The sequence below is a fragment of the Paracoccus sp. (in: a-proteobacteria) genome (assembly GCF_030604785.1).
Lineage (GTDB): Bacteria > Pseudomonadota > Alphaproteobacteria > Rhodobacterales > Rhodobacteraceae > Paracoccus.
The window spans coordinates 28,057-50,857 of the sequence record NZ_JAUVVF010000025.1; the positions used below are offsets into that span (position 1 = coordinate 28,057).

The window sequence follows — 22,801 nt, forward strand, 5'->3', positions numbered from 1 at the left end:
GGCGCTTGAGCCTTGCGATTGACATAGAACGCCGTGCCTGATGGCCTTGCCGTATTGTGACCTCTAACCCCAAACGCAGTGCGTTATGCCGGTATCGACTCCTCTCCAAGGCAACGTCATGGCCCCAGTCGACGTGCGACGCTTCGGCCTTCGGCAGGCTGGCGTCGAGAGCGCAGCACTGTGTAGTCGCTGACCTCGTCAGTTCACGCGCCGAGGCTGAGTTAAATGTATGCCAAAGGATGCCCTAGGCATCCGCCGCCCGGCGATCGCGGGAAGGGCACCGGCGCCAGCGGCGGATGTGTCAGTGCCCCGCCCCGCCGATCAGCGCAGGCCCTCCAGAACCGCGGCGGTTTCCGGCAGGACCGACAGGCTCGCCTCCAGCCGCTCGCGCCAGCGCGGGCCGCGGGCGCGGGCATCCTCCAGCGCGTCATGCAGATCGTCGGGACGGTCCTGCGCGAGGATCGCCACAAGATGCGCGGCCTGTGCGCGGTCCTTGCGGGCTTTCGCCCGGTCCGGGCCGTCGCGGCGGCGGCTGGCCACGATCAGCTTGTGGATCGCGAAACGCTCGGGCCGGGGGATCTGCACCAAGATGCCCGACCGATAGAGCGCCAGCGCCGGAATCGGGTCGGCGATCAGGTAGTTCAGATAGTTCAGCCCCTGCGCGCTGACGCCGAGGGCGGGCAGCGGCTTGACCTCTTCTGCGCCAAAGGCGGGGGTCAGGAACTCGACCATCGCCTCGCCTCGGGTCTGGCGCCATTTCCAGACCTGCCGGTCATGCACGCCCGGCACGGGGTCGAATTTTAGCGATTGCAGGATCTCGCCGGGATTCTCCTCGACGGTGTCGCCCAGGGCGACGGACAGGCGCTCGAAGCTGGCAAAGTCGATATCGCCGGTCTGCGCCAGCTCATCGCTGTCGAACCGCACGCCCAGCTCGCCCTGATAGAGCGCATAGGCCGCCGTGCCGACCAGCGTGCCGCCCAGCCGAAAGACCCCCGCCCGCGCAAAGGCCAGAAGCAGTGAGCCCGTATCGCGGTCGGTCGCCACGAAACCCTCGGCCCGCAGGACGCGCGCCAGACGGGCCATGGTCTCGCGGCGCGCCTCGGCCTCGGCCTTCAGCGCGGCGGCGCGGGCCAGCCGGGCGCGCAATTCGGGCGTGCCCTCGCCCAGATAGCGGCTTTTCATCTCGGTCCCGATGCGGAACTTGTCGTAAAGATAGACCCGCCCGCCGCGCGTGCGCTCTTCCACGCTGCCGATCAGGCCCGAGGCGCTTTCGTCAAGATGCAGCCGCAGCAGGTCCTGATAGGCGACCTGCGCCGCGCGGGAATGCGATGTGATTTTCATGACCCCTCCGCACCGGCATGTGCATCAAATAACAATTTGCTGCACATCGGGCAAGTGTGCAGCGAATTATTCCCTGATGCACATGCGACGCGGCGCCTAGATTGGGGCGTCGGTTCGCGGCGACCAGTCGATCCATGCGCCGTGGAAATCCGCGCGGCCCAGCAGCATCCGGACGGGGGCGCCGCCGCGCCACAGCGTCGCGGTCAGGCCCGCGCCGGGGGCATCGTGATCGGCCTCCAGCGCCAGATGCAGGATCGGCGCGTCGGCGCGGGCCAGGGCGCCCGCCTGGGACAGGCTGGCCGCGATCCGGGCCTGCGTCGCCGCCGGAAAATACTGCGCCGCGATGGTGGTGTAGACCACATGCAGCATCCCGGGCCTTGCGGCGGCAAGCCGCGCCTCCAGCCAGGGGGCGGCGTCGCCCGCATCCGGGGGCGCGGCGACCAGCGTCATGGCGGCGCGCGTGCGGGCCAGACGCTCGGGCTGGTCGGGCCACAGATAGGCCTGAAGCCGCAGCGCATCCACAAGGTCCGAGACATCCAGCGGAGACAGGTCCACCCCGCGCCGATCCGCCACCCTCACGGGGCTTGGATCGGGTCGCGCGGCGCCGCGCCAATCCGGTTGCAGCGTCACGACCGCATCCGCCGGCCCGTGACGCACATCCTCCAGCATGACCGCGAAACGGCCCAGTTCCAGGTTCAGCCCCGCGCTTGCGCCCAGTTCCGACAGAACGACCGGCCGAGGCCCGACCTGCCCAAGGGCCCACCAGATCCCCGCGATGACGGCCGCCGCCCGCCTGACCTCGTTCGTCTGCGGCGCGCGTTCCAGCCATGCGAGGATGCGTGCCTCGTGATGCCGCAGCGCGCCGTCCACCGCCTGCCACAGCGCGTCATCTGTCGCCTCGGCCGGGGGATAGACGGCTGCCAGAGACGGCGCGCTGCCGTCAAGGACCAGCCCGTGCAGCGCGCCGGCAAGCCGAAGCGGCAGCGAATCCCCGGTCGGCCCCGGCACGCCGGGCCATGACAGGCAGCGCGCGCCGACCGCCGTTCCGGGGTCGAGCCTCTGCCCGACCAGCGGCATCAGCCGGGCCATGAAGGGCGAACCCAGCCTGTCGCAGGCCCGGCCCTGTTCCCGAAAGGCCTCGCGGATGTGGTGGCTCATCTCTGCATCCCCCGTTCCCGGTGCAGCCCGATCCTGGGCCTGATCGCGCAGGATGACAATCCGCAGGGCCGAACCCGCTTGCGCGGCGTGCAAATGTTATACTATTACGCTCTTGCCTGCGTGGCGCGGCCCTTCCCTGCCGCCGCCCGAGCCGACATCAACGCAAGGAGAGACACGATGATCAGAACCCTGACCGGAGCCGGCATGCTGGCCCTGATGCTGGCCCATGTTCCGGCAGGTGCTGCGCTGGCCCATGGCAGCGGCGACCATGCCCATGACCACGACCACGACCATGGCGACGTGACGCTGTTCCGCCTGTTCGTGGGGGATCACGCCGAGGGCCGCGTCACCGTCATCGACCTGGGCGAGCCCGAGAACCGCTGGAGCTTCGAGGTCACTGGCCAGCCCAAGCTGTTCCCGGTCGCGGGCGGCACGGTGGTCGCGGCGGTGCAATCGGATGACGATGCGGTGCATTTCCTCGCAAGCGGCATCTCGTTTCAGGATCACGGCGATCATGCCGACATCTCGATCAGCGATCCCGCGGCCGTCGAGGCCAGCCTGACCGGCCCGCGCCCCTTCCACCTGGTGGATCATGACGGCAAGATCGTCATCAATTACGACCGCGGCGGCTATGCCGAGGTTCTGGACGGCGCCGCCCTGGCGCGGGGCGAGGTCGCGCCGCGGCGCTTTGCGCAGGCGCGCGCGCATCACGGCTTCGTCGCGCCCCTGGGCGGAAGCTGGCTGTCCACCGTCGCCTCGGACGAAGAGGTGCCCGCCGATGCCTCGGTCCCCCGGCTGGGGCTGCAGGCCTTCGACGCCGAGGGCAATGCGACCGGCGAACTGGCCACCTGCACCGCGATCCATGGCGAGGCATTCTCGGGCGCCTATCTGGCCGCGGGATGCCGCGAGGGTGTGCTGACGGCCACCGCCGGCCCCGACGGGCCGCAATTCCGCATGCTGGATTACCCGGCCGATCTGCCGCAGGACGTGACGACGGGGACGATCCTCGGCTCGAACGCGATCCAGATGTTCCTGGGCAATCACGGCCCCGACGGGGTGGTGGTGATCGACCCGGTGGACGAGCCGCATTTCACGCGCATCGCCCTGCCCTTCCGGCGGGTCGATTTCGCGCTGGACCCGGCCCGGCCCGCCCATGCCTTCGTGCTGACCGAGGATGGCAGCCTGCACCGGATCAACATGCTGTCGGCCGAGATCGAGCAATCGTCCCGCGTGACCGAGCCCTATTCGATGGACGGCCACTGGAGCGATCCGCGCCCGCGCATCGCCCTGGCTGGGGATGAGGTCGTGATCACCGATCCGAATGCGGGTCTGGTGCGCCGCATCGCCACGGCGGACCTGTCCGATCGCGGCACGATCGAGGTCGAGGGCATGCCCTACAACATCGCGGTCGTCGGCGGCAGCGGCGTCGTGCACTGACACGGGCGCGCCCGGCCCCAGGGTCGGGCGCCCCCTTTGCGCCGGGCGTTCAGGCCGCTGCCATTCCGCTCAGGCGCAGGACGAGCCCGGCCACTGCGCAGGCGGCCAGAACCGTGACCGGGGACAGGCGAAAACGCAGCACCGCGACCAGCGCGGCAAGGGTCAGCAGTGCCGCCCAGGGGTCAAGCGTCGACCAGACCGGTACCTCCAGCGCAAGCCCGCCGACCGGGCGCAGCGTGCCGAACAGCACATGCAGCCCGAACCACAGCGCCAGGTTCAGGATCACCCCCACCACCGCCGCCGTGATCGCGGTCAGGGCCGACGCGACAATCCGGTTGTCGCGCAGCCTTTCGATGAAGGGCGCGCCGAGGAAGATCCACAGAAAGCACGGCACGAACGTCACCCAGGTCGTCAGCAGCCCGCCAAGCGTGCCCGCCAGCAGCGGCGGCAGACCGCCCGCATCGCGCAGCGCGGCCATGAAGCCCACGAATTGCGTCACCATGATCAGCGGGCCAGGCGTCGTCTCGGCCATACCCAGCCCGTCCAGCATCTCGCCCGGGGCGAGCCAGCCGAAATTCTGCACCGCCTCCTGCGCGACATAGGCGAGGACGGCATAGGCGCCGCCGAAGGTCACCACCGCCATCACGCTGAAGAAGCCTGCGATCTGCGAAAAGACGTTCTGCGGGCCCAGCACCAGCAGCAGCGCGCCGACCGGCACCAGCCAAAGCGCCAGCACGACCGCCGACAGGCGCAGCGCCCAGGGCAGGTTCACGCGGGCATGATCGGGTGTCTCCTCGCCCAGCAGCGTGTCGGCATCCGCGACCTGCCTGTCGCCGACCTTGCCGTGACCGCCGCCGCCCCGGAAGGCGGGCAGGTCCGCCCGCGCCCCGACAAAGCCGATCAGGCCCGCCGTCAGGATGATGATCGGAAAGGGCACGCCGAAGACGAAGATCGCCACGAACGAGGCCGCCGCGATCCCCAGCATCGCGCCGTTCCGCAGCGCCCGGCTGCCGATGCGGATCACCGCCTGCACCACGATGGCCAGCACGGCGGCCTTGAGCCCGAAGAACAGCGCCTCGACCGGCCCGGCATCGCCCCAGATCGCATAAATCCAGGACAGCGCCATGATCGACACGACGCCGGGCAGCACGAAAAGCAGCCCCGCGATGACGCCGCCGATCGTGCGGTGCATCAGCCAGCCGATATAGACGGCCAGCTGCATCGCCTCGGGCCCGGGCAGCAGCATGCAGTAGTTCAGCGCGTGCAGGAACCGCTTTTCGCCCAGCCAGCGGTTTTCCTCGACCAGGATGCGGTGCATCAGCGCGATCTGGCCGGCCGGCCCGCCAAAGCTGAGCAGGCCGATCCGCGCCCAGACGCGCGTCGCCTCGGCCAGGGTGGGATAGGGGCGGTCGTTCATTCGGTCGTCCTCGGGCTATTCCCACGACCCAGGCGTAAAAGACGCGCCCGGGCGTTGCAAGATCCCACGGCGGACTGGATCGCCGCCCGGTTGCGCCGCCCGCCCGCCACTTCATCACACGGTAGAACAGCATTCCCCCCGGCACAGGGTCTTTGGAACAAAAATACACGACAAACATTGTAGTATTATCGTAGATAAGGGAGGCCATCATGATTCGCTCGCTCAGCCCATCGCCCGCAACCCTGATCGTTCCGGGCCTCGACGGATCGCCCGCGCCGCATTGGCAGAATTGGTGGGCGCGGACCGATCCCTCGGCCATCCTGCTGGAAATGGGCGATCCGGCCCGACCTGTCCGCGAATTGTGGCAGGCGATGCTGGCCACGAAGGTGCTGCGCCATCCGGGCTGCGTGCTGGTCGGCCATTCGCTCGGGGCGGTGACGATCGCGCATCTTCTGACGCGCTGGCCCGACCTGCCGGTGCGCGCCGCGCTGCTGGTGGCGCCCGCCGATCCGGTCGTCTCGCCGCGCACCCGGCCGTTTGGCGACCTGCCCCGCGGGCGTTTCGACGTGCCCACGACGGTGGTCGCCAGCCGCAACGATCCCTGGATGGGGTTCGACCAGGCGCGCAGCCTTGCGGCGGGCTGGGGGGCCGATCTCTACGATCTGGGCCATGCCGGCCACATCAATGCTGACGCGGGCTTCGGCCCCTGGCCGCGCGGCAAGGAGCTGCGCGACGACCTGATCGCGCGCACCTGCCCGCCCTCGCGCACGATGCGCCTGCGCCGCGCGACCCATATCGCCTGATCCCGGCTGCCAGAAAGGAGCCAGCCATGTTCGATCCCACCACCGAGGCCCATCTGCGCCTGCTTGAACGCCGCCGCCGCGAGGCCCGGCCCGACCCGCTCGTCCCCGTGGCGATCGTCGTGAACCTTCTGCTCTGGGCGGGGGTCCTCATCGCCGCCCTCTAGAGCCCAACCTTCCAGCCCCCGGAGGATCCCGTGAAGATCGACGTTCTGGCCGACCCCTTTGCCCCGCAACCGGGCCACCTGCCCCATATCGTCATCGTCGGAGGCGGGGCCAGCGGCGTGCTGCTGGCCGCGCATCTGCTGCGCGACCCCCGGACACCCCTGCGCGTGACCGTGATCGAGGGGCGCCACATGCTGGGCTGCGGCGTGGCCTATTCCACCACCGATCCGCGCCACCTGCTGAACACCCGCGTGGCGAACATGAGCGCCTTTCCCGACGATCCCGACCATTTCCGCCGCTGGCTGGCCGGACGGGGCGTGGCGGCGACGGGCGAGTGTTTCGTCAGCCGGGCGACCTATGGCGCCTATATGACGGACCTGCTGGCGCCTCTGTCGGCCGATGGCCGGCTGCGATGTCTTCGGGCGACCTGCATCCGCCTGACCAGCCTGCGCGCGGGCGTTGCGGCGCATCTTGACGACGGGCAGGTGATCCCGGCCTCGGCGGCGGTGCTGGCCACCGGCCACGCTTTGCCCGAACCCGATCCCGACGGGCTGGTCCACGGCGCCTGGCAATCCGCCCCGCCGCCGCCCGCAGGCGGGCGCGTCGTCATCGTCGGCTCGGGTCTGTCGATGGTCGATCAGGCCATCAGCCTGCTGGAAAGCGGCCATCGCGGCGAGATCGTCGCCATCTCGCGGCGCGCCCTGTTGCCCCGCATCCACGGCCCCGCCACGCCCCTGCCCGTCAGCCGCGCCGAGGTTCCCCTGGGCGCCCCGGTCAGCTTCATCCTGTCATGGCTGCGCGAGCTCGCCGCCCGGTCCGAGGCGCAGGGCGGCACATGGCGCGACGCCGTGGACGGGGTGCGCCCGCATCTGGCCGCCTTGTGGCGCGCCATGCCGGTGCCCGACCGCGCCCGCTTCCTGCGCCACGCCGCCCCCTGGTGGGAGGTGCATCGCCACCGCCTGCCTCCCGAAAGCGCCGCGCCGATCAACCTTGCGCTGCGGACGGGCCGGATGCGCCAGCTTGCCGGCAGCTTCATCGGCGCCAACCGCGAGGGGGCGGTGCTTCACGCCCTGTGGCGTCCGCGCGGCACTGCCCGGACCCTGTCGCTGGTCACGTCGCGCATCATCGATTGCCGCGGCATCCGGCGCGACCCGGAAATCCACGCCACGCCCTTGGTCGCCGACCTGCTGACCAGCGGCCGCGCGCGGATCGACCCCTTGCGGCTGGGGCTGGACGTGGCCCCCGATTGCGCGCTGATCGACGCTTCGGGGCGGCCGAATCCCCGGATCCGCGCCATCGGCCCCGCCTCGCGCGCGGCCTTCTGGGAGATCACCGCCATCCCCGACATCCGCCAGCAGGCGCAGGGCCTGGCCGACGAGCTGACCCGCCTGCACGTCCCCGGATAGCCCGCGCCGGTCAGGCCGCGCTGCCCGAGAACCCTTCAAGGACCGCGTCGATGGTCGGCAGCAGGGCCGTCCGCCCGACGGGGACCGCGACGGCCTGACTGATGCTGGCGAACAGGTCGGCCAGCACGCGGCTGCCGGGGATCGCGGCGCCGGCCAGCGTGTCCCTGATGCCGGCAAGGGCATCGCCCTGCCCCTCCAGAAAGCGCCGCGTCGCTTCGGCGGGCGATTCCGCGACGATCAGCCGTGCCTCGGGGACGTTCGCCGCCAGCCAGGCGTGATAGGCCGCGCCCCGCGCGCTGACGATCCGGTGCCCGCCCGCCACGATCCCGGCGCAAGAGGTCGCGGGCAGATCGTCGCGGATCAGGAACGTCGCCTCGACCCGGTGATAGGGCCTGCTGAAGGCCAGCCGGTCGGCGCGCGACGGGTCGATTGCCAGAAAGGCGATGTCCCAGCCCTCGGGCGCGGCCTCGACCACGGCGCGGGCGCTTGGGTGATCCACGAAACGCAGCGGCAGACCCGCCGCGGCGGCGATGCGGCGGGCGATGTCCGGCGCAAGGCCCGTATAGGCCTCGCCCGTCTTCTGCACGAGCGCCGTGTTGTTCAGGTTCACCGCCGCGCGCAGCGCCCCGGCATCCGTCACGCCCATTCCCCGCGGCGCGCGAGCGCGGCGCGGCGCAAAAGGCCGCTATCCACGTCGACGGCGATGAAGATGGCGCCCGCGGCCTTGGCCTCCTGCAGGAAGGCCTGATCCAGCGACAGGATGCCGGCCGGGATGCCCCGCGCGGCGAGCCGCCGGATGCCGTCCAAAATGGCCTCCTTCACCTCGGGATGCGAGGGCTTGCCGGGATGGCCGAGGCTGGCGGCCAGATCCGCCGGGCCGAAGAAGATGCCGTCCACGCCCGGGGTTGAGGCGATCTCGTCCAGATTGTCCAGCGCTTCGCGCGTCTCGACCTGCAAGAGCAGGCAGATCTCGTCACTGGCACGCTCGGCGTAGTTCGCGACCGCCCCGTAGCGCGTGGCGCGGGTGATGCCCGCGACGCCGCGCGTGCCCTTGGGCGGATAGGTCACGGCCGAGACGGCGGCGCGCGCTTCGCCTGCGTTCTGGATATAGGGGATCAGCAGCGTCTGCGCGCCGGCATCCAGCAGCTTCTTGATCTCGACCGCGTTGTTCCAGCCGGGCCGCACCACCGCCGAGACCGGATAGGGCGCCACCGCGCGCAGAAGCGAGACGACCTCGGGCGCGCCAAAGGGCGAATGCTCGGTGTCGAACATCATCCATTCGTAGCCGCATCCGGCCAGAAGCTCGGCCACCGACGGATCGGCAAGGGAACTCCAGATCCCGATCTGGACGCGGCCCTCGCGCAGGGCGGCCTTGAAGCTGTTCTTGGGCAGGTCCATCAGGGTTGCTCCGGTCGGGGGTTCTGGGGAGGGCATCAGTCGAAGGCGACGCCGATGGCGCCGAGCGGGCCGAAATCGGCGAAGATCACGTCGCCGGACGAGATATCGACCGGCCGCGTGAAGGACCCGCCCAGCACGATGTCGCCCTTCTTCAGCCCGCCGCCCAAGGGCGCGAGCTTGTTCACCAGCCAGGCCAGCCCCGCCGCCGGGTGGCCCATCACCGCGGCCGAGACGCCGCTTTCCTCGATCACGCCGTTCTGCGACAGCGTCGCGCCGACCCACCGCAGGTCGACGTCGAAGGGCCGCACCGTCCGCCCGCCCAGCACGATGGCGCCGAAGGCCGCGTTGTCGGCGATCGTGTCCACGATCTGGCGCGGCACCTCGGTGCGGTAATCGATGATCTCCAGCGCGGGCTGGACGAACTCGGTCGCGCGCAGGACGTCATGGACCTGGCAGCCCGCGCCCGACAGGTCCTCGCCCATGATGAAGGCCAGCTCGACCTCGAGCCGGGGCTTGATGAAGGTGCCGGCCTTGATCCGCGCGCCGTCATGGAAGAGCGCGTCGTCAAGGATGACCCCGTAATCCGGCTCGGTGATCTTCGAGGCCTGCTGCATCGCGCGGCTGGTCAAGCCGATCTTGCGGCCGACGATCCGGGCGCCCGCTGCAACGCGCGCCTCGGCCCATCGGCGCTGGACGTCATAGGCGTCCTCCAGCGTCATGGCGGGCCAGGTCTTCGAGGGCTGGGGGCAGACCTGGCGCGTCCGCTCGGCCTGAAGGATGGCGTCTGCGGCCGCCTGTCGTTCCGTCTCGCTCAGCATGGGGGTCTCACTTGATGGGGGGGATGGGCAGGCGCGACTCGCCCGGCTCCAGCGTCAGCCTGTGCGTCAGGCTGAACCATTCGCCGATGTCGCCATCCGTGGGATGCGGTTCGGTGTGCTTCTCCAGCGTGCCGATCAGGGCCTTGGTCACGCCGAACTGGACGTCCGAGGTCCGGTAATCCGTCTCGTCCACATAGGTCTGGTTGATCAGCGTCTTGAATCCCGGCTTGTGGGCCAGGACATGGACATGGGCGGGCCGGTAGGGGTGACGCTCCTGCGCCTTCAGCAGCGTGCCGACCGTCGTGTCCGTGGGGATGGGATAGCCGATCGGTTTGACCGAGGTGAAGCGCACCACGCCATCGGGACCGGTCAGGAACTTGCCGCGCAGGTTGTAATCTGCCTGGCTCTCATCCTGGTTCTCGTAGAGTCCCACGGGCGAGGCGTGCCAGATATCGACCTCCAGCCCCTCGATGGGCGCGCCCTGCTGATCCACGAAGGTAAAGCAGCCGTAAAGCCGCGGCCCCGGCGTGGGCGAGCGCAGGATCGAACCGCCATTCTCGGTCAGCGGGTGGTTCATGCGCCAGAACGGGCCCAGCAGCGATTGCGTCGTCTCGGTCGCGCCGTGATCGCCGTTGTTCAGCAGGCAGACCAGCGTCGAGACGCCGAGCGAGCCGGACATCAGCACGAATTCGTTGTGCCTGTCGTTCGTCTGCTGGCCCATCGTGTTCAGGATGCGGGTCGCCTGCTGGAACTCGGATTCCGTCAGCCGCACCTCGCGCACAAAGGCGTGCAGATGGGTGACGAGACTGGTCATGATCTCGCGCAGGCGCGGATCGGTGGTCTGCGCCATCACCTTCAGCACGGCGGGGGTGACGGCGGCCTCGTCGGCGATGATCGTCATGCGGGCGCTCCCTTGGCGGCGATCTGGCAGATGCGGCGGATGGCGGCGGCGTAGCCTTCAAGGCCAAGGCCCGCGATCACGCCATCGGCGCGGTGCGAGACATAGGAATGGTGGCGGAAGGCCTCGCGCTTGTGGACCTGGCTGATATGGACCTCGATCACCGGGGGATCATAGGTGTTCAGCGCGTCGAGGATCGCGATCGAGGTATGCGTGAAGGCGCCCGGGTTGATGACGATGCCCACGGCCGTGCCGCGCGCCTCGTGGATCCAGTCGATGATCTGCCCCTCGTGGTTCGACTGCAGCATGCGGACGGTGAAGCCCTCGGCGCAGGCGGCCTCGCACAGGCGGGCGACGTCCTCAAGCGTCTCGTAGCCATAGGTCTCGGGCTGGCGCTGGCCCAGCAGGTTCAGGTTCGGCCCGTTCAGGACGAGGATCGTGTTCATGCCGGCATCCTTTCCAGCAGCGCGGTGGTCGCCCGGTGGATCGCGCGGGCACGCTCCAGCGGCGGGCGCGGATCGTCCGAGGGCAGCTCGACCGACAGGACCGTCTGCGGCGGCAGAGCGGCGATCAGGTCGGCCAGCGGCAGCCCGCCCTCGCCCGGGATCAGGCGCCGGCCGCGCGCCTCGGCGATGCGGGCCTCGGTGCCCTCGGGCGGCACGGCGGGCGCGTCGCAAAGCTGCGCCGAGACGATGCGCGCGGGGTCCGTCGCGGCAAGATCGGCCGGGGTGCCCCCGCAGCGGACATGGTGCAGCGTATCGACCAGATAGCCGGCATTCGCCGCCCCGCTTTGCGCGATCAGGTCGAGGCAGGCGGCGGGCGTGTCGATCCCGCGCCAGGCCATGGGTTCGACGTCCACGCCCAGCCCCCGCTCGCCCGCCAGATGGCAGAGCCGCGCGAAGCGGTCCGGCAGCGCGTCGAAACGGTCGGCGCAGGCATTGACGCGCCGCGCGCCCAGGGCCGCCGCCGCATCCAGCGCGGGGATCAGCGCCTCGGGGTCAAAGGCGGCGTCGACCACCACCGTCTCGATGTCGTGAAGGCCGATGCCCTCGCCCGCCATGACCTGCCGCAACTCGCGCAGACCCGCCGGGTCGGGCAACCAGTGCAGCTGACCCGGCGCGACCGGGTGAAAGCGCAGGCCGACGAAGCCGAAGCCCGCGGCGCGCGCCAGCCGCACCAGTTCGTCCGGCGGCAGCGTCAGGAAGGTGAAATGGCCAAGGCCGAGCGGGCGCGTCATGTCGCCTCCGGCGGCAGGTCGGCGGCGATCAGGCGGCGCAGGTTGTTCGTGGACCGCTCGATATGGCCGGTCAGCAGGGCGGCGGCGCGGTCGGCCTGCCGCGCCACGGCGGCCTCGGCGATGGCGGTGTGCTCGTCGATCACCTCGCGCTGGACCCGCGCGGCCTTGAGATAGATGTGCCGGTAGCGGTCGTTCATGCTGACCAGCGAATGATGGATCTTGAGCAGCAGCGGCATGTCGCAGCGCCGGATCAGCGCCAGGTGAAAGGCGTTGTTCGCGGCCTCCCAATCCGCCAGGCTGGCGGGGTCGTCCGGGATGCGCTCGGTCCGGTTCAGGCGGTGCAGCGCGCCCATCACCTCGGCCTCCCAGTCCAGGCCGCCATTCTCGATGGACCTGCGCAGCGCATAAGGTTCCAGCTCGATCCTGAGGGCCGAGACCTCGTTCAGATTGGCCAGCGAGATCGGGGTGACGGTGTAGCCCTTCTGCGCGGCGACCTCGATCAGCCCTTCCGCGACCAGCCGCGTCACCGCCTCGCGCAGGGGCGAGAGGCCGACATCCATCTTGCCGCGCAGGCTGTCGAGGTTCAGCCGCGATCCCGGCGCCAGCCGCCCGTGCAGGATGTCCGCGCGCAGATCCGCCTCGATCCTGTCGGCGATCGTCGCCTTGCCCGCAGGCTTGTGCAGATCCAGTACGGCCATGACCCCCTCCTGTCGCCCTATCGATAGCGCCAAGGTCTTATCGATGTAAAGTAGGCAAAACCACTTTAATACAAGAAATCGATTTTATGTGGACGTGGCGGTGAAACTGCCCTAGCACTGAAGCTGGAGGATTCGGCGCCGCCCTCCGGCGGGCCGCAACATGAGGGGAGGACCAAGATGCGCTTTCAGATCACCCGCCGCGCCCTGCTGGCGGCCACGGCCGCGCTGGCCGTCACCGGCTCGGCCGCGCTGGCGCAGGACCGCGTCACGCTGCGCCTGTCGGCCGTGAATTCGGAGACCGACCAGCGCGCCGTCGCCATGACCGAAGTCTTCGGTCCCGCCGTCGCGGATTTCGCCGATTTCCAGCCGCACTGGAACGCCACGCTCTTTGCTCAGGGATCCGAGCTTGAGGCAATCGCCTCGGGCGATCTGGAAATGTCGATCACCTCGGCGCAGGAGCTGGCGACCTTCTTCCCGGAATGGTCTATCTTCGCGGCGGGCTATGTGCTGCAGGACGCCGAGCATCAGGTCGCCGTCTTCAACGATCCGCTGATGGATCCCTTCCGCCAGCGCGTCCAGAACGAGCTGGGCGTTCGCCTGCTTGCGCCGATGTATCTGGGCCGCCGGCAGGTGAACCTGCGCCAGACGCAGGACCAGCTGAACGTGCAGACCCCGGCCGATCTGGCGGGCGTGAACCTGCGGATGCCGGGCACGGATGCATGGCAGTTCCTGGGCCGCGCGCTTGGCGCGAATCCCACGCCGATGGCCTTCTCCGAGGTCTATATGGGCCTTCAGACCGGCGCCATCGACGGGCAGGAGAACCCGCTGCCGACCGTGGTCGATTCCAAGTTCTACGAGGTGACGAACCAGATCGTGCTGACCTCGCATCTGGTGGATTGGAACTTCATCGCCATCTCGGCCGAGCTGTTCGACGGCCTGCCCGTCGAGCAGCAAGAGGCGATCACCGCCGCCGCCCAGGCCGCCGCCGACAGCGGCCGCGCCGCGCAGCTGGCCAAGGAGGAAGAGGCCGTCGCCACCCTGCAGGGCCACGGCATGACGGTCTATGAGCCCGATGTCGCCGCCTTCCGCGAGACGGTGCAGGCTGCCTATCTGGACAGCGACTTCAGCGCAGCCTGGCCCGAGGGCGTGCTCGACGCAGTCAACGCGCTCGGCAACTGACGGGGGCGGGGCGGCGCGGCACCGGGCGGCGCCGCCCCGATGCAGGGGCAGCAGGAGGGTCAGGCCATGGCACTGGGACGGTGGTTGCGGCACGGCGCCGAGGGCGTCGCCGCGCTGATGATGGCGGCGATCTTCTGCACCTTCATCCTGCAGATCTTCATCCGTTACGCGACGGGGTCGGGCTGGTTCACGGCGATCTTCGGGCCGATCAACACCGCGCAATTCGGCTGGACGGTGGAATTCATCTTGGTCCTGTGGCTCTGGACGATCTTCTGGGGCAATTCCTTCGTCGTGCGCGACAACGACCACGTGACCTTCGACATCATCTACAACACGGTGGGCCGGCGTGCCCGGACGGTGCTGGCCATCACCGGCGCGGTGATCATTGTCGCCGCGCTGTGGATCTCGATCATGCCGACCTATGACCGGATGCGGCTGCTGCGGATGCGCAGTTCGGCCACGCTGCCGGTCAACATGTTCCCGATCTATTCGATCTACTTCCTTTTCCTCGGCGCGGTCGGGCTGCGCTATCTCTGGCGGGCCTGGGAGGTGCTGCGCCACGGCGCCGACCGCGAGATCCATGTGCTGCCGCCCGAACTGGCCCAGGCACCGGAGGACCGGGCATCAGCGTCGAGCTTCTGATCCTGATCGGCACGCTGTTCTTCATCGCCGGGATCGGGATGCCCATCGCCTATGCGATCATCGTGGCATCGATCGCCTACATGCTGGCCGTGGGCTCGTCGCCCGGCATCGTCGGGCGGGTGCTGGTGGACGGGATCTATCAGAGCTTCCTGCTGCTGGCCGTGCCGCTGTTCATCGTCGCCGCGAACATCATGAACGCGGGCACGATCTCGGAACGTCTGCTGGGCTTCTGCGTCGCGACCGTGGGCCGCTTCAAGGGCGGGCTGGGGCATGTGAACGTCATGTCCTCGCTGATTTTCTCGGGCATGTCCGGATCGGCGGTGGCGGATGCGGCGGGGATCGGGCGCATCATCATCGACATGATGCGCAAGGATGGCCGCTTTCCCGCGGGCTATGCCGCCGCGCTGACGGCGGCCTCGGCCACGATCGGGCCGATCATCCCGCCCTCGATCCCGATGGTGCTTTATGCGCTGGTCTCGAACGCCTCGATCGGGGCGCTGTTCATGGCGGGCATCCTGCCGGGCCTGTTCATGGGCGCGGTCCTGATGATGATGAACTGGTTCAGCGCCCATCGCCGGGGCTTCCTGACCGAGCCGCCCGTGCCGATGCGCGATCTGCCGCGTGTCACCGGCCGCGCCTTCCCGGCGCTGCTGATGCCCGCGATCCTGCTCTATGGCATCTACGGCGGCGTCACCACGCCGACCGAGGCCGCCGCCGTCGCCGCCGCCTATGCGCTGCTGCTGTCGGTCTTCTTCTACCGCGCGCTGAAGCTGACGACGCTCTACCGGATCCTCGTGGACAGCGCCCGGTCCTCGGCCGCGGTCGGCATCGTCATCGGAGCGGCGCTGATCCTGAACTACATCGTCGCGTCCGAGAACATCCCCTCGGCGCTGGCGGCCTATCTGGTCGATGTGAACGTCTCGCCGCTGATGTTCCTGCTGGCGGTCAACGTGCTGATCCTGCTGCTGGGCTGCCTGCTGGACGCAACGACGATCATCCTGGTGATCGTCCCGCTTTTCATCCCGACCTGCAACCTGCTGGGGATCGACCTGGTGCATTTCGGCGTGGTGATCGTGGTCAATTGCATGATCGGCCTGATCACGCCGCCCTACGGCATCCTTCTTTTCGTCATCAACGCCGTGACCGGCATCCCGCTGCGCGACATCATCATCGAGGTGCTGCCCTTCCTGGCCGTGCTGATCGGCGCGCTGGTGGTGATGATCCTGGTGCCGGACATCGTGCTCTTCCTGCCGCGCCTCTTCGGCTATGCCGGCTGACCCTCTGACAAGGACAATCCCCGTGATCTCTGGCAAGACCCAGCTTATCGCGCATCTCGGCTTTCCGACGGAATCCTTCCGCGCGCCCATGATCTACAACCCCTACTTCGCCCGCCACCGCATCGACGCCGTCGTTGTGCCGATGGGCTGCCGGGCTGAGGATTACCCGGACTTCCTGCGGCTGGTCTTTCGCCTGTCGAACATCCGCGGCGCGCTGGTGACGATGCCGCACAAGGTCACGACGATGGCGCTCTTGGACGAGGCCAGCAAGACCGCCCGCGTTGCGGGATCATGCAACGCGATCCGGCTGGCCCCGGACGGGCGGCTGATCGGCGACATGTTCGACGGCGAGGGCTTCGTGCGCGGCGCACTGAGGAAGGGCGTCCGGCTGAGGGGCGCGCGGGCGCTGGTCGTCGGCGCGGGCGGCGTGGGTTCGGCCATCGCGGCCTCGCTGGCGGCGGCGGGGCTGCGCGAACTGGCGGTCCACGATTTCAACGCGGCGACGGCCGAAGCCTTGGCCGCCCGGCTGCGCCAGCATTACCCGGCGCTGATCGTCAAGACCGGCTCGAACGATCCGGACGGGTTCGACGTGGTGGTGAACGCGACGCCGCTCGGCATGGCCGAGGGCGACCCGCTGCCGATGGATGTCGGCCGCATCGCGTCCACGACGTTCGTCGGAGAGGTGGTGATGAAGCACGAGATCACGCCCTTCCTCGCCGCCGCGCGCGAACGCGGCTGCGCCTTTCAGGTCGGCACCGACATGCTGTTCGAACAGATCCCGGCCTATCTGGAATTCTTCGGCTTTCGCACCACGACCGCCGAAGAACTGCGCGAGGTGGCGCAGATCCGCTACTGACCGGCGGCGCCCTGACCGATCTCAGGCCCGCGCCAGATGCCGGGTCAGGGTCAGCAGCAGGTCCAGCGCCGCATTGGGCGGCGCGGCCTGCCGCAGCGTCAGCCCCACCGCCCCCGAAAGCGAGGCCGCCCCGGTCGGCCATTCGACCAGCACGCCCCGCGCCAGCTCGTCCGCGACGACGCCATGCGAGATGAACCACAGCGCGTCCGAGCCGGCCACCACGCCCCGCCCCACCGCCAGCGCGGCGGTCTCGATCATCGGGGCGGCGCGCAGGTTGCGGGCCAGCAGGTAATCCTCGACCGCGCGGCGGATCAGCGCGGATTGCGGCGGCAGGATCAGCGGGCAGGCCGCCAGCGCCGCCTCGGCCGGCTGGCCGATCCGCGGATGACCCGCGCGCGAGACCAGCGCGATCCGGTCCTCGTAGAGGTGATCGAAGCGCAGGCCCGCCATGTCCTGCGCCTCGGGCAGGCGGCCGATCATCAGGTCGATCTCGCCCGCGCGCAGCAGCGCCAGCAGATGCGAATGCGGCCCCGTCTCGACCGCCAGCGTGATCTGCGGCGCGCGCTCGGCAAAGGCCAGCGCGACGCGCGGGAACAGCTGCCCCGCCGCCGTCGGCAGCACGCCCACGCGCAGCCGTCCCGCCGCGGCGCCGGGCCGCAGGGCCGCCGCGCCCGCATCCAGCATCTGCAGCGCGCGCGAGGCGGTCTCGCGGAACTGCGCGCCCGCCTCGGTCAGATGCAGCCGGCGGCCCTGGCGCAGGAACAGGGGCGCGCCCAGCAGGTCCTCCAGCTCGGCCAGGCTGCGGCTGAGGGCGGGCTGGGTGATCCCCTGCGCGCGGGCCGCCGCCGTCAGGCTGCCGCTGGCCGCGATGTCGAGGAAGGCGCGCAGATGGCGCAGCTTGATGGCAGGATGCATGATCGTGTGGTTATGGATGGCGGCGTATTTTGCATTATCGGGCGCATTTTACCCGTGATAGGTTATGGACAGGAGGAGAGCCCATGCAAGCCCTGATGCGCCCCGGCGGCGCGCTGCATATCCGCATCGACGGTCCCGCCGATGCCCCGAGGCTGCTGATGCTGAACTCGCTCGGCACCGACCTGCGGCTTTGGGACGGGCTGATGCCGCATCTGCGGGGCTTCCGCGTGATCCGCTACGACAAGCAGGGGCATGGGCTGTCGGACCTGTGGGACGGGACCAGCATCGCCGATCACGCCGCCGATGCGGTCGCCGTGATCGAGGCAGCGGGCGCGCCGGTCACGCTGGTCGGCTGCTCGATCGGCGGGCTGATCGCGCAGGCGGTCGCGGCCGCGCGCCCCGATCTGGCGCGCGCGCTGGTCCTGTCGAACAGCGCCGCCAAGCTGGGCACGGCCGAAAGCTGGAACCAGCGCATCGCGGCGGTCGAGGCGGGCGGCACCGAATCCATCGCCGATGCGGTGATGGAGCGGTGGTTCGCCGCCCCCTTCCGCGCTTCGCCGGACCTCGCGCTCTGGCGCAACATGCTGGCCCGCACCGCCGCGCCCGGCTACACCGCCGCCTGCCGCGCGCTGGCCTCGGGCGACCAGACCGAGGCGACGCGCGCGCTGCGCCTGCCCGCGCTGGTCATCGCGGGCGCCGAGGACGGCGCCTCGCCGCCCGACCTCGTCCGCGCCACGGCCGGGCTAATCGCCGGCGCGGAGTACCACCTGATCCCCGGCGCCGGGCATCTTCCCTGCGTCGAGACCCCGGCCGCGATGGTCGCCCTCCTCATCCCCTTTCTGGAAAGGCACGCATGAGCCAGCTGTCCGAGACCGGCACCGCCACCCGCCGCCGCATCCTGGGCGCCGCCCATGTCGCCCGCGCGCAGGCCGCCGAGACGCCCTTCGACGCGCCCTTCCAGGCGCTCATCACCGACGCGGCCTGGGGCCATGTCTGGTCGCGGGGCACGATCTCGGACCGCGAGCGGTCGATGATGACCATCGCGCTGCTGGCGGGTCTGGGCAACGACGGCGAGCTGGCGCTGCATCTGCGCGCGATCCCGAACACCGGGGCCAGCCGCGACGACGTGATGGAGGCGCTTCTGCACGTCGCCATCTATGCGGGCGTGCCCCGCGCCAACCATGCGATCAAGCTGGCCAAGGAGATCTTCGCCGAGGCCGACGCGACAGCCGAAGGAGGCGCCGAATGACCCTCTATCAACGCGACCGGACCTGGCACCCGCCGGCGCTGGCGCCCGACTACAAGACCTCGGTCGCGCGCAGCCCGCGCCAGGCGATGCTGTCGCTGGAGGCGACGGCGTCCGAACTCAGCGGCCCCCGTTTCGGCCATTCCGACATCGCGCCGGGCGACAACGACCTGATCACGAACTACGCGAAGGGCGGCGATCCGGTGGGCGAGCGGATCATCGTCCACGGCCGCGTGCTGGACGAGAACCGCCGCCCCGTGCCGCACACGCTGGTCGAGATCTGGCAGGCCAATGCGGGCGGGCGCTACCGCCACAAGAAGGACCAGTATCTGGCCGCGATCGACCCGAATTTCGGCGGCTGCGGGCGGACCCTGACGGACGCCGACGGCCGCTATGCCTTCCGCACCATCAAGCCCGGTGCCTATCCCTGGCGCAACTGGGTGAACAACTGGCGGCCCGCGCATATCCATGTGTCGGTCTTCGGGCACAGCTTCGCGCAGCGCCTCATCACCCAAATGTATTTCGAGGGCGACCCGCTGATCGCCCATTGCCCCATCGTGAAGTCGATCCCCGACCCCCGCGCCATCGAGGCGCTGATCGCGCCGCTGGACCTGAACGAGGCAAAGCCGCTCGACTGCCTCGCCTACCGCTTCGACATCGTGCTGAGGGGCCGCCGCTCGACCTTCTTCGAGAACCGGCCGGAGGGGAATTGATGGATTACCTGAAGGAAACGCCCTCGCAGACGGCGGGGCCCTATGTCCATATCGGCCTCGCCCCGGCGGCGGCGGGCTTCGACATCTACGAGCATGAACTGGGCTTCGATCCGGTCTCCGAGGACGTGCCGGGCGAGCGGATCACCGTCACCGGCCGCGTGATCGACGGCATGGGCGCGCCGGTCAAGGACGTGCTGATCGAGGTCTGGCAGGCGGATGCCTCGGGCCGCTACGCGGACGGCGCCGAGGGCTTCCGCGGCTGGTTCCGCGTGGTCCCTGACTTCGAGACGGGCGTCTTCACGCTGAACACGATCCGCCCCGGTGCCAACGGCCGGCAAGCGCCGCATCTGTCGCTGTGGCTGGTCGCGCGGGGGATCAACGTGGGCCTTCAGACGCGGATGTACTTCCCCGACGCGGACAATTCCGCCGACCCGGTCCTGAACCTGATCGAGCAGCCCCATCGCCGCGCGACCCTCATCGCCACCGGCGGGAAGGGCAGCTACGATTTCGACATCCATCTGCAAGGCGAGAAAGAGACGGTGTTCCTCGATGTCTGATCCCTGCATCCTCTGCGTCGCCATCACCGGCAGCCTGCCGACCAAGGCGAACAACCCCGCCGTCCCGATCACCATCGCCGAGCAGATCGAATCCACCCACGAGGCCTTCGAGGCCGGCGCCAGCATCGTCCACGCCCATGTCCGCGACGACGAGGGGCGCCCGACCTCCGACCCCGAACGCTTCGCGCGCCTGCTGGACGGCATCCGCCAGCATTGCCCCGGCATGATCGTGCAGCTCTCGACCGGCGGCCGGTCCGGTGCCGGCAAGGAGCGCGGCGGGATGCTGCGGCTGTCGCCGGACATGGCGAGCCTCGCGGTCGGGTCGAACAACTTCCCGACGCGGGTCTACGAGAACGCGCCCGACCTCGTGGACTGGCTGGCGGCCGAGATGGCGAGCCATGGCGTGATGCCCGAGATCGAGGCTTTTGACCTCAGCCACATCCTTCAGGCCCATGCGATGTGGAAGGACGGGCGGCTGAAGACGCGTCCCTATGTGCAATTCGTGATGGGGGTGAAGAACGCGATGCCGGTCGACCGCGACGTCTTCGACTACTACATCCGCACGGTGAAACGGCTCTTCGGCGAGGACGCGCCCTGGTGCGCCGCCGGGATCGGCGCGCATCAGCTGACGCTGAACGAATGGGCCATCGGCGCGGGCGGCCATGCGCGCACGGGACTGGAGGACAACGTGCGCCTCGACCGCGACACGCTTGCGCCCTCGAACGCGGCGCTGGTGACGCGCGCGGCCGAGATCTGCGCGCGGAACGGCCGGCCCGTCGCGACATGGCAGCAGGCGCGCGCGATCCTGGGGCTGAAGCAGCCGGTCGCCGCATGAACCCGCTGCATGCGGGCCTTTTCGGCGATCCCGAGATCCAGGCGCTTCTGTCCCCCGAGGCCGAGATCGCCGCGATGATCCGCGTCGAGGCGGCGCTGGCCGAGGTGCAGGGGCGGCTCGGTCTGATCCCCACTGCCGCGGCGCGCGAGATCGCCGCCGCCTGCGCCGCGCTGACCATCACGCCCGACAGCCTGTCCGAGGCGGCGGCCAAGGACGGCGTGCCGGTGCCGGGCCTCGTCAAGGCGATGCGCGCGGCGATCGGCGGCGAGGCGGCGCAGTATCTGCATTGGGGCGCGACGAGCCAGGACATCGTCGACACCGCGCTGGCCCTGCGGCTGCGGGACATGCTGTCCCTGTGGGAGGGGCGGCTGGCGGCTCTCACGGCAGCGCTGGCCCGGCTGGCGGACGAGCATGCCGATCTGCCGATGGCCGCACGGACCTATGCGCAGGTCGCGGTGCCGACCAGCTTCGGCGCGGTGGCGGCGGGCTGGGGCTGGCCGCTTCTGGACCACACACAGGCGCTGGAGGCGCTGCGCCCCCGGCTCTTGCGCGTCTCGCTGTCCGGGGCGGCGGGGACGCTCTCGGCCATGGGGCCGGGGGGGCCGGAGGTTCGCGCCGCCCTGGCCGAGGCGCTGGACCTGTCCGATCCCGGCCGCAGCTGGCACAGCGACCGCGCGGGAGTGGTGGCGCTGGCGGGTTGGGCCGCGGGGCTGGCCGCCTCCCTGGGGAAGCTGGCCGAGGACCTGCTGCTGATGACGCAATCGGGCCTCGCCCTCGTGCGGATCGAGGGCGCGGGCGGCTCCTCGACCATGCCCCAGAAGCAGAACCCGGTCGGCCCCTCGGCGCTGGCGGCGCTGTCGCGGGCGACGCTCGGCGCGGCCGCCGTGCTGCAGGGGACCGGCGCGCATCGCCAGCAGCGGGACGGGGCGGCCTGGTTCACCGAATGGCTGGTCCTGCCGCAGCTGGCCCTCGGCATCGGGGCGATGCTGCTGCGCGCGTCCGAGGTGTTGGCCCGGCTGTCGCCCGATCCTCTGGCCATGGCCGCCGATCTTGAGGCCGGTCACGGCACGATCCATGCCGAGGCGCTGACCTTCGCCGTGACCGAGGCCGGTCTGCTGCCGCGCGACCGCGCCGCGTCGCGCATCGGCGCGCTGAGCCGCCTCGCCCTGGCCGAGGGGCGCGAGCTTCTGACCTTGGCCGAGGCCGAATGGCCCGGCATCGACTGGCGCAGGGCCTTGCACCGGCGCATGCTGGGCACCGCGCCCGATGAGGCCCGCGCCTTCCGGCAGGCCGCCGGCACCGGCCGGGGCGGCCGCCCGCCGTCGGCCTGAGGCCACTGGCAACATGTCGCGCGGCTTTCTAGACTGCCGGAATGAAGGAACTGACGCTCCGCCAGGTCGAGGTCATCCGCGCCGTCATGATCGCCGGGACGATCCAGGGCGCGGCGGCCCTGCTGCATGTCTCGGCGCCGGGTGTCAGCCGGCTGATCAAGCATACCGAACAGGGCCTTGGCGTGCGCCTGTTCGAACGGCGCGCGGGCGTCTTCGTGCCCGCCGCCGAGGCCCATGCGATCTTTGCGATGATCCAGCAGGTCCACAAGCAGATCGACAACCTGAACGCCGCCGTCGAGGCGCTGCGCAAGGGGCAGGAATTCACGCTATCCTTCGCCTCGGCCCCCTCGATCGCGCAGTTCATCACCGCCCGCGTGATCCGCGGCCTGCGCCAGCGCCTGCCGGATCTGGGGATCGAGCTGGACATCCTGAAGATCGAGGAGACGCTGGACTATCTGCTGCTGGAGCGCGGCGAGA

26 protein-coding genes are annotated in these 22,801 nt (G+C 69.9%); 15 read left to right on the forward strand and 11 right to left on the reverse strand.

Annotated features, from left to right (window positions below; translation table 11 throughout):
• Nucleotides 1-321 precede the first annotated feature (321 nt).
• Both QAR72_RS09640 and QAR72_RS09645 read right to left on the reverse strand, forming a co-directional pair.
• Nucleotides 322-1,341, reverse strand: coding sequence for a nucleotidyltransferase family protein (locus tag QAR72_RS09640; protein WP_304617159.1), 1,020 nt, complete (start codon nt 1,339-1,341; stop codon nt 322-324).
• Nucleotides 1,342-1,437: 96 nt separating this feature from the next.
• On the reverse strand, nt 1,438-2,499 hold the full coding sequence (locus tag QAR72_RS09645; RefSeq protein WP_304617160.1) for a DUF2332 domain-containing protein: 1,062 nt from the start codon (nt 2,497-2,499) through the stop codon (nt 1,438-1,440).
• Between the two features lie 177 nt (nt 2,500-2,676).
• On the opposite strand from QAR72_RS09645, the gene QAR72_RS09650 reads away from it, so the two are divergent.
• Complete coding sequence (locus tag QAR72_RS09650; protein WP_304617161.1) at nt 2,677-3,936, forward strand: hypothetical protein; 1,260 nt, start codon at nt 2,677-2,679, stop codon at nt 3,934-3,936.
• A 49-nt stretch (nt 3,937-3,985) separates the two neighbouring features.
• On the opposite strand, the gene chrA is transcribed toward QAR72_RS09650, so the two are convergent.
• Nucleotides 3,986-5,353, reverse strand: coding sequence for a chromate efflux transporter (gene chrA, locus QAR72_RS09655; protein ID WP_304617162.1), 1,368 nt, complete (start codon nt 5,351-5,353; stop codon nt 3,986-3,988).
• 209 nt (nt 5,354-5,562) lie between these two features.
• Here chrA and QAR72_RS09660 point away from each other — a divergent pair, with 209 nt between their 5' ends.
• The 3 genes from QAR72_RS09660 to QAR72_RS09670 are packed head-to-tail and all read left to right on the forward strand — an operon-like array spanning nt 5,563 to nt 7,724.
• A complete protein-coding gene (locus QAR72_RS09660) occupies nt 5,563-6,156 on the forward strand; it encodes an RBBP9/YdeN family alpha/beta hydrolase (RefSeq protein WP_304617163.1) in 594 nt (197 codons plus the stop codon).
• A gap of 26 nt (nt 6,157-6,182) precedes the next feature.
• Complete coding sequence (locus tag QAR72_RS09665) at nt 6,183-6,320, forward strand: hypothetical protein (protein WP_304617164.1); 138 nt, start codon at nt 6,183-6,185, stop codon at nt 6,318-6,320.
• A gap of 30 nt (nt 6,321-6,350) precedes the next feature.
• A complete protein-coding gene (locus QAR72_RS09670) occupies nt 6,351-7,724 on the forward strand; it encodes an FAD/NAD(P)-binding protein (RefSeq protein ID WP_304617165.1) in 1,374 nt (457 codons plus the stop codon).
• Nucleotides 7,725-7,734: 10 nt separating this feature from the next.
• Here QAR72_RS09670 and QAR72_RS09675 read toward each other — a convergent pair whose 3' ends face one another.
• The 7 genes from QAR72_RS09675 to QAR72_RS09705 are packed head-to-tail and all read right to left on the reverse strand — an operon-like array spanning nt 7,735 to nt 12,773.
• Entirely contained in the window at nt 7,735-8,370 is a 636-nt protein-coding gene (locus tag QAR72_RS09675) for a transporter substrate-binding domain-containing protein (protein ID WP_304617166.1), read from the reverse strand.
• Nucleotides 8,361-9,122 (reverse strand): HpcH/HpaI aldolase family protein, encoded by a 762-nt coding sequence (locus QAR72_RS09680; protein ID WP_304617167.1) that lies wholly within the window; start codon nt 9,120-9,122, stop codon nt 8,361-8,363. Before QAR72_RS09680 ends, QAR72_RS09675 begins: the two co-directional genes overlap by 10 nt.
• A 35-nt stretch (nt 9,123-9,157) precedes the next feature.
• Entirely contained in the window at nt 9,158-9,940 is a 783-nt protein-coding gene (gene hpaH / locus QAR72_RS09685; protein ID WP_304617168.1) for a 2-oxo-hept-4-ene-1,7-dioate hydratase, read from the reverse strand.
• Between the two features lie 7 nt (nt 9,941-9,947).
• Nucleotides 9,948-10,841, reverse strand: coding sequence for a dioxygenase family protein (locus QAR72_RS09690; RefSeq protein WP_304617169.1), 894 nt, complete (start codon nt 10,839-10,841; stop codon nt 9,948-9,950).
• Nucleotides 10,838-11,284, reverse strand: coding sequence for a type II 3-dehydroquinate dehydratase (aroQ, locus tag QAR72_RS09695; RefSeq protein WP_304617170.1), 447 nt, complete (start codon nt 11,282-11,284; stop codon nt 10,838-10,840). The genes QAR72_RS09690 and aroQ overlap by 4 nt, the downstream gene beginning before the upstream one ends.
• A complete protein-coding gene (locus QAR72_RS09700) occupies nt 11,281-12,075 on the reverse strand; it encodes a sugar phosphate isomerase/epimerase family protein (RefSeq protein ID WP_304617171.1) in 795 nt (264 codons plus the stop codon). Before QAR72_RS09700 ends, aroQ begins: the two co-directional genes overlap by 4 nt.
• Nucleotides 12,072-12,773 carry a GntR family transcriptional regulator gene (locus QAR72_RS09705; RefSeq protein ID WP_304617172.1) on the reverse strand — a complete coding sequence of 234 codons (702 nt, stop codon included), beginning with the start codon at nt 12,771-12,773 and terminating at the stop codon, nt 12,072-12,074. Before QAR72_RS09705 ends, QAR72_RS09700 begins: the two co-directional genes overlap by 4 nt.
• Nucleotides 12,774-12,950: 177 nt before the next feature.
• Here QAR72_RS09705 and dctP point away from each other — a divergent pair, with 177 nt between their 5' ends.
• From dctP to QAR72_RS09725, 4 genes are all read left to right on the forward strand, one after another.
• A complete protein-coding gene (gene dctP / locus QAR72_RS09710; protein ID WP_304617173.1) occupies nt 12,951-13,952 on the forward strand; it encodes a TRAP transporter substrate-binding protein DctP in 1,002 nt (333 codons plus the stop codon).
• A gap of 66 nt (nt 13,953-14,018) precedes the next feature.
• On the forward strand, nt 14,019-14,594 hold the full coding sequence (locus tag QAR72_RS09715; protein WP_304617174.1) for a TRAP transporter small permease: 576 nt from the start codon (nt 14,019-14,021) through the stop codon (nt 14,592-14,594).
• Nucleotides 14,576-15,871 (forward strand): TRAP transporter large permease, encoded by a 1,296-nt coding sequence (locus QAR72_RS09720; RefSeq protein WP_304617185.1) that lies wholly within the window; start codon nt 14,576-14,578, stop codon nt 15,869-15,871. The genes QAR72_RS09715 and QAR72_RS09720 overlap by 19 nt, the downstream gene beginning before the upstream one ends.
• Before the next feature lie 22 nt (nt 15,872-15,893).
• Entirely contained in the window at nt 15,894-16,727 is an 834-nt protein-coding gene (locus QAR72_RS09725; protein ID WP_304617175.1) for a shikimate dehydrogenase family protein, read from the forward strand.
• 21 nt (nt 16,728-16,748) lie between these two features.
• On the opposite strand, the gene QAR72_RS09730 is transcribed toward QAR72_RS09725, so the two are convergent.
• Nucleotides 16,749-17,642: a LysR substrate-binding domain-containing protein gene (locus QAR72_RS09730; RefSeq protein WP_304617176.1), complete on the reverse strand. Its 894-nt coding sequence runs from the start codon at nt 17,640-17,642 to the stop codon at nt 16,749-16,751.
• Between the two features lie 83 nt (nt 17,643-17,725).
• On the opposite strand from QAR72_RS09730, the gene pcaD reads away from it, so the two are divergent.
• The 7 genes from pcaD to QAR72_RS09765 form a co-directional block, all read left to right on the forward strand.
• Nucleotides 17,726-18,499, forward strand: coding sequence for a 3-oxoadipate enol-lactonase (pcaD, locus tag QAR72_RS09735; RefSeq protein WP_304617177.1), 774 nt, complete (start codon nt 17,726-17,728; stop codon nt 18,497-18,499).
• Nucleotides 18,496-18,891: a 4-carboxymuconolactone decarboxylase gene (gene pcaC, locus QAR72_RS09740; RefSeq protein WP_304617178.1), complete on the forward strand. Its 396-nt coding sequence runs from the start codon at nt 18,496-18,498 to the stop codon at nt 18,889-18,891. Before pcaD ends, pcaC begins: the two co-directional genes overlap by 4 nt.
• Nucleotides 18,888-19,601 carry a protocatechuate 3,4-dioxygenase subunit beta gene (pcaH, locus tag QAR72_RS09745; RefSeq protein ID WP_304617179.1) on the forward strand — a complete coding sequence of 238 codons (714 nt, stop codon included), beginning with the start codon at nt 18,888-18,890 and terminating at the stop codon, nt 19,599-19,601. The genes pcaC and pcaH overlap by 4 nt, the downstream gene beginning before the upstream one ends.
• The gene (pcaG, locus tag QAR72_RS09750; protein WP_304617180.1) at nt 19,601-20,158 is read left to right on the forward strand and encodes a protocatechuate 3,4-dioxygenase subunit alpha; all 558 of its coding nucleotides are present in this window, start codon (nt 19,601-19,603) and stop codon (nt 20,156-20,158) included. The genes pcaH and pcaG overlap by 1 nt, the downstream gene beginning before the upstream one ends.
• Nucleotides 20,151-20,993, forward strand: coding sequence for a 3-keto-5-aminohexanoate cleavage protein (locus QAR72_RS09755; protein WP_304617181.1), 843 nt, complete (start codon nt 20,151-20,153; stop codon nt 20,991-20,993). Before pcaG ends, QAR72_RS09755 begins: the two co-directional genes overlap by 8 nt.
• Nucleotides 20,990-22,324 carry a lyase family protein gene (locus tag QAR72_RS09760; RefSeq protein WP_304617182.1) on the forward strand — a complete coding sequence of 445 codons (1,335 nt, stop codon included), beginning with the start codon at nt 20,990-20,992 and terminating at the stop codon, nt 22,322-22,324. Before QAR72_RS09755 ends, QAR72_RS09760 begins: the two co-directional genes overlap by 4 nt.
• Before the next feature lie 41 nt (nt 22,325-22,365).
• Nucleotides 22,366-22,801 (forward strand): LysR family transcriptional regulator (locus QAR72_RS09765; RefSeq protein ID WP_304617183.1); only part of this gene is annotated, 436 nt, incomplete at its 3' end.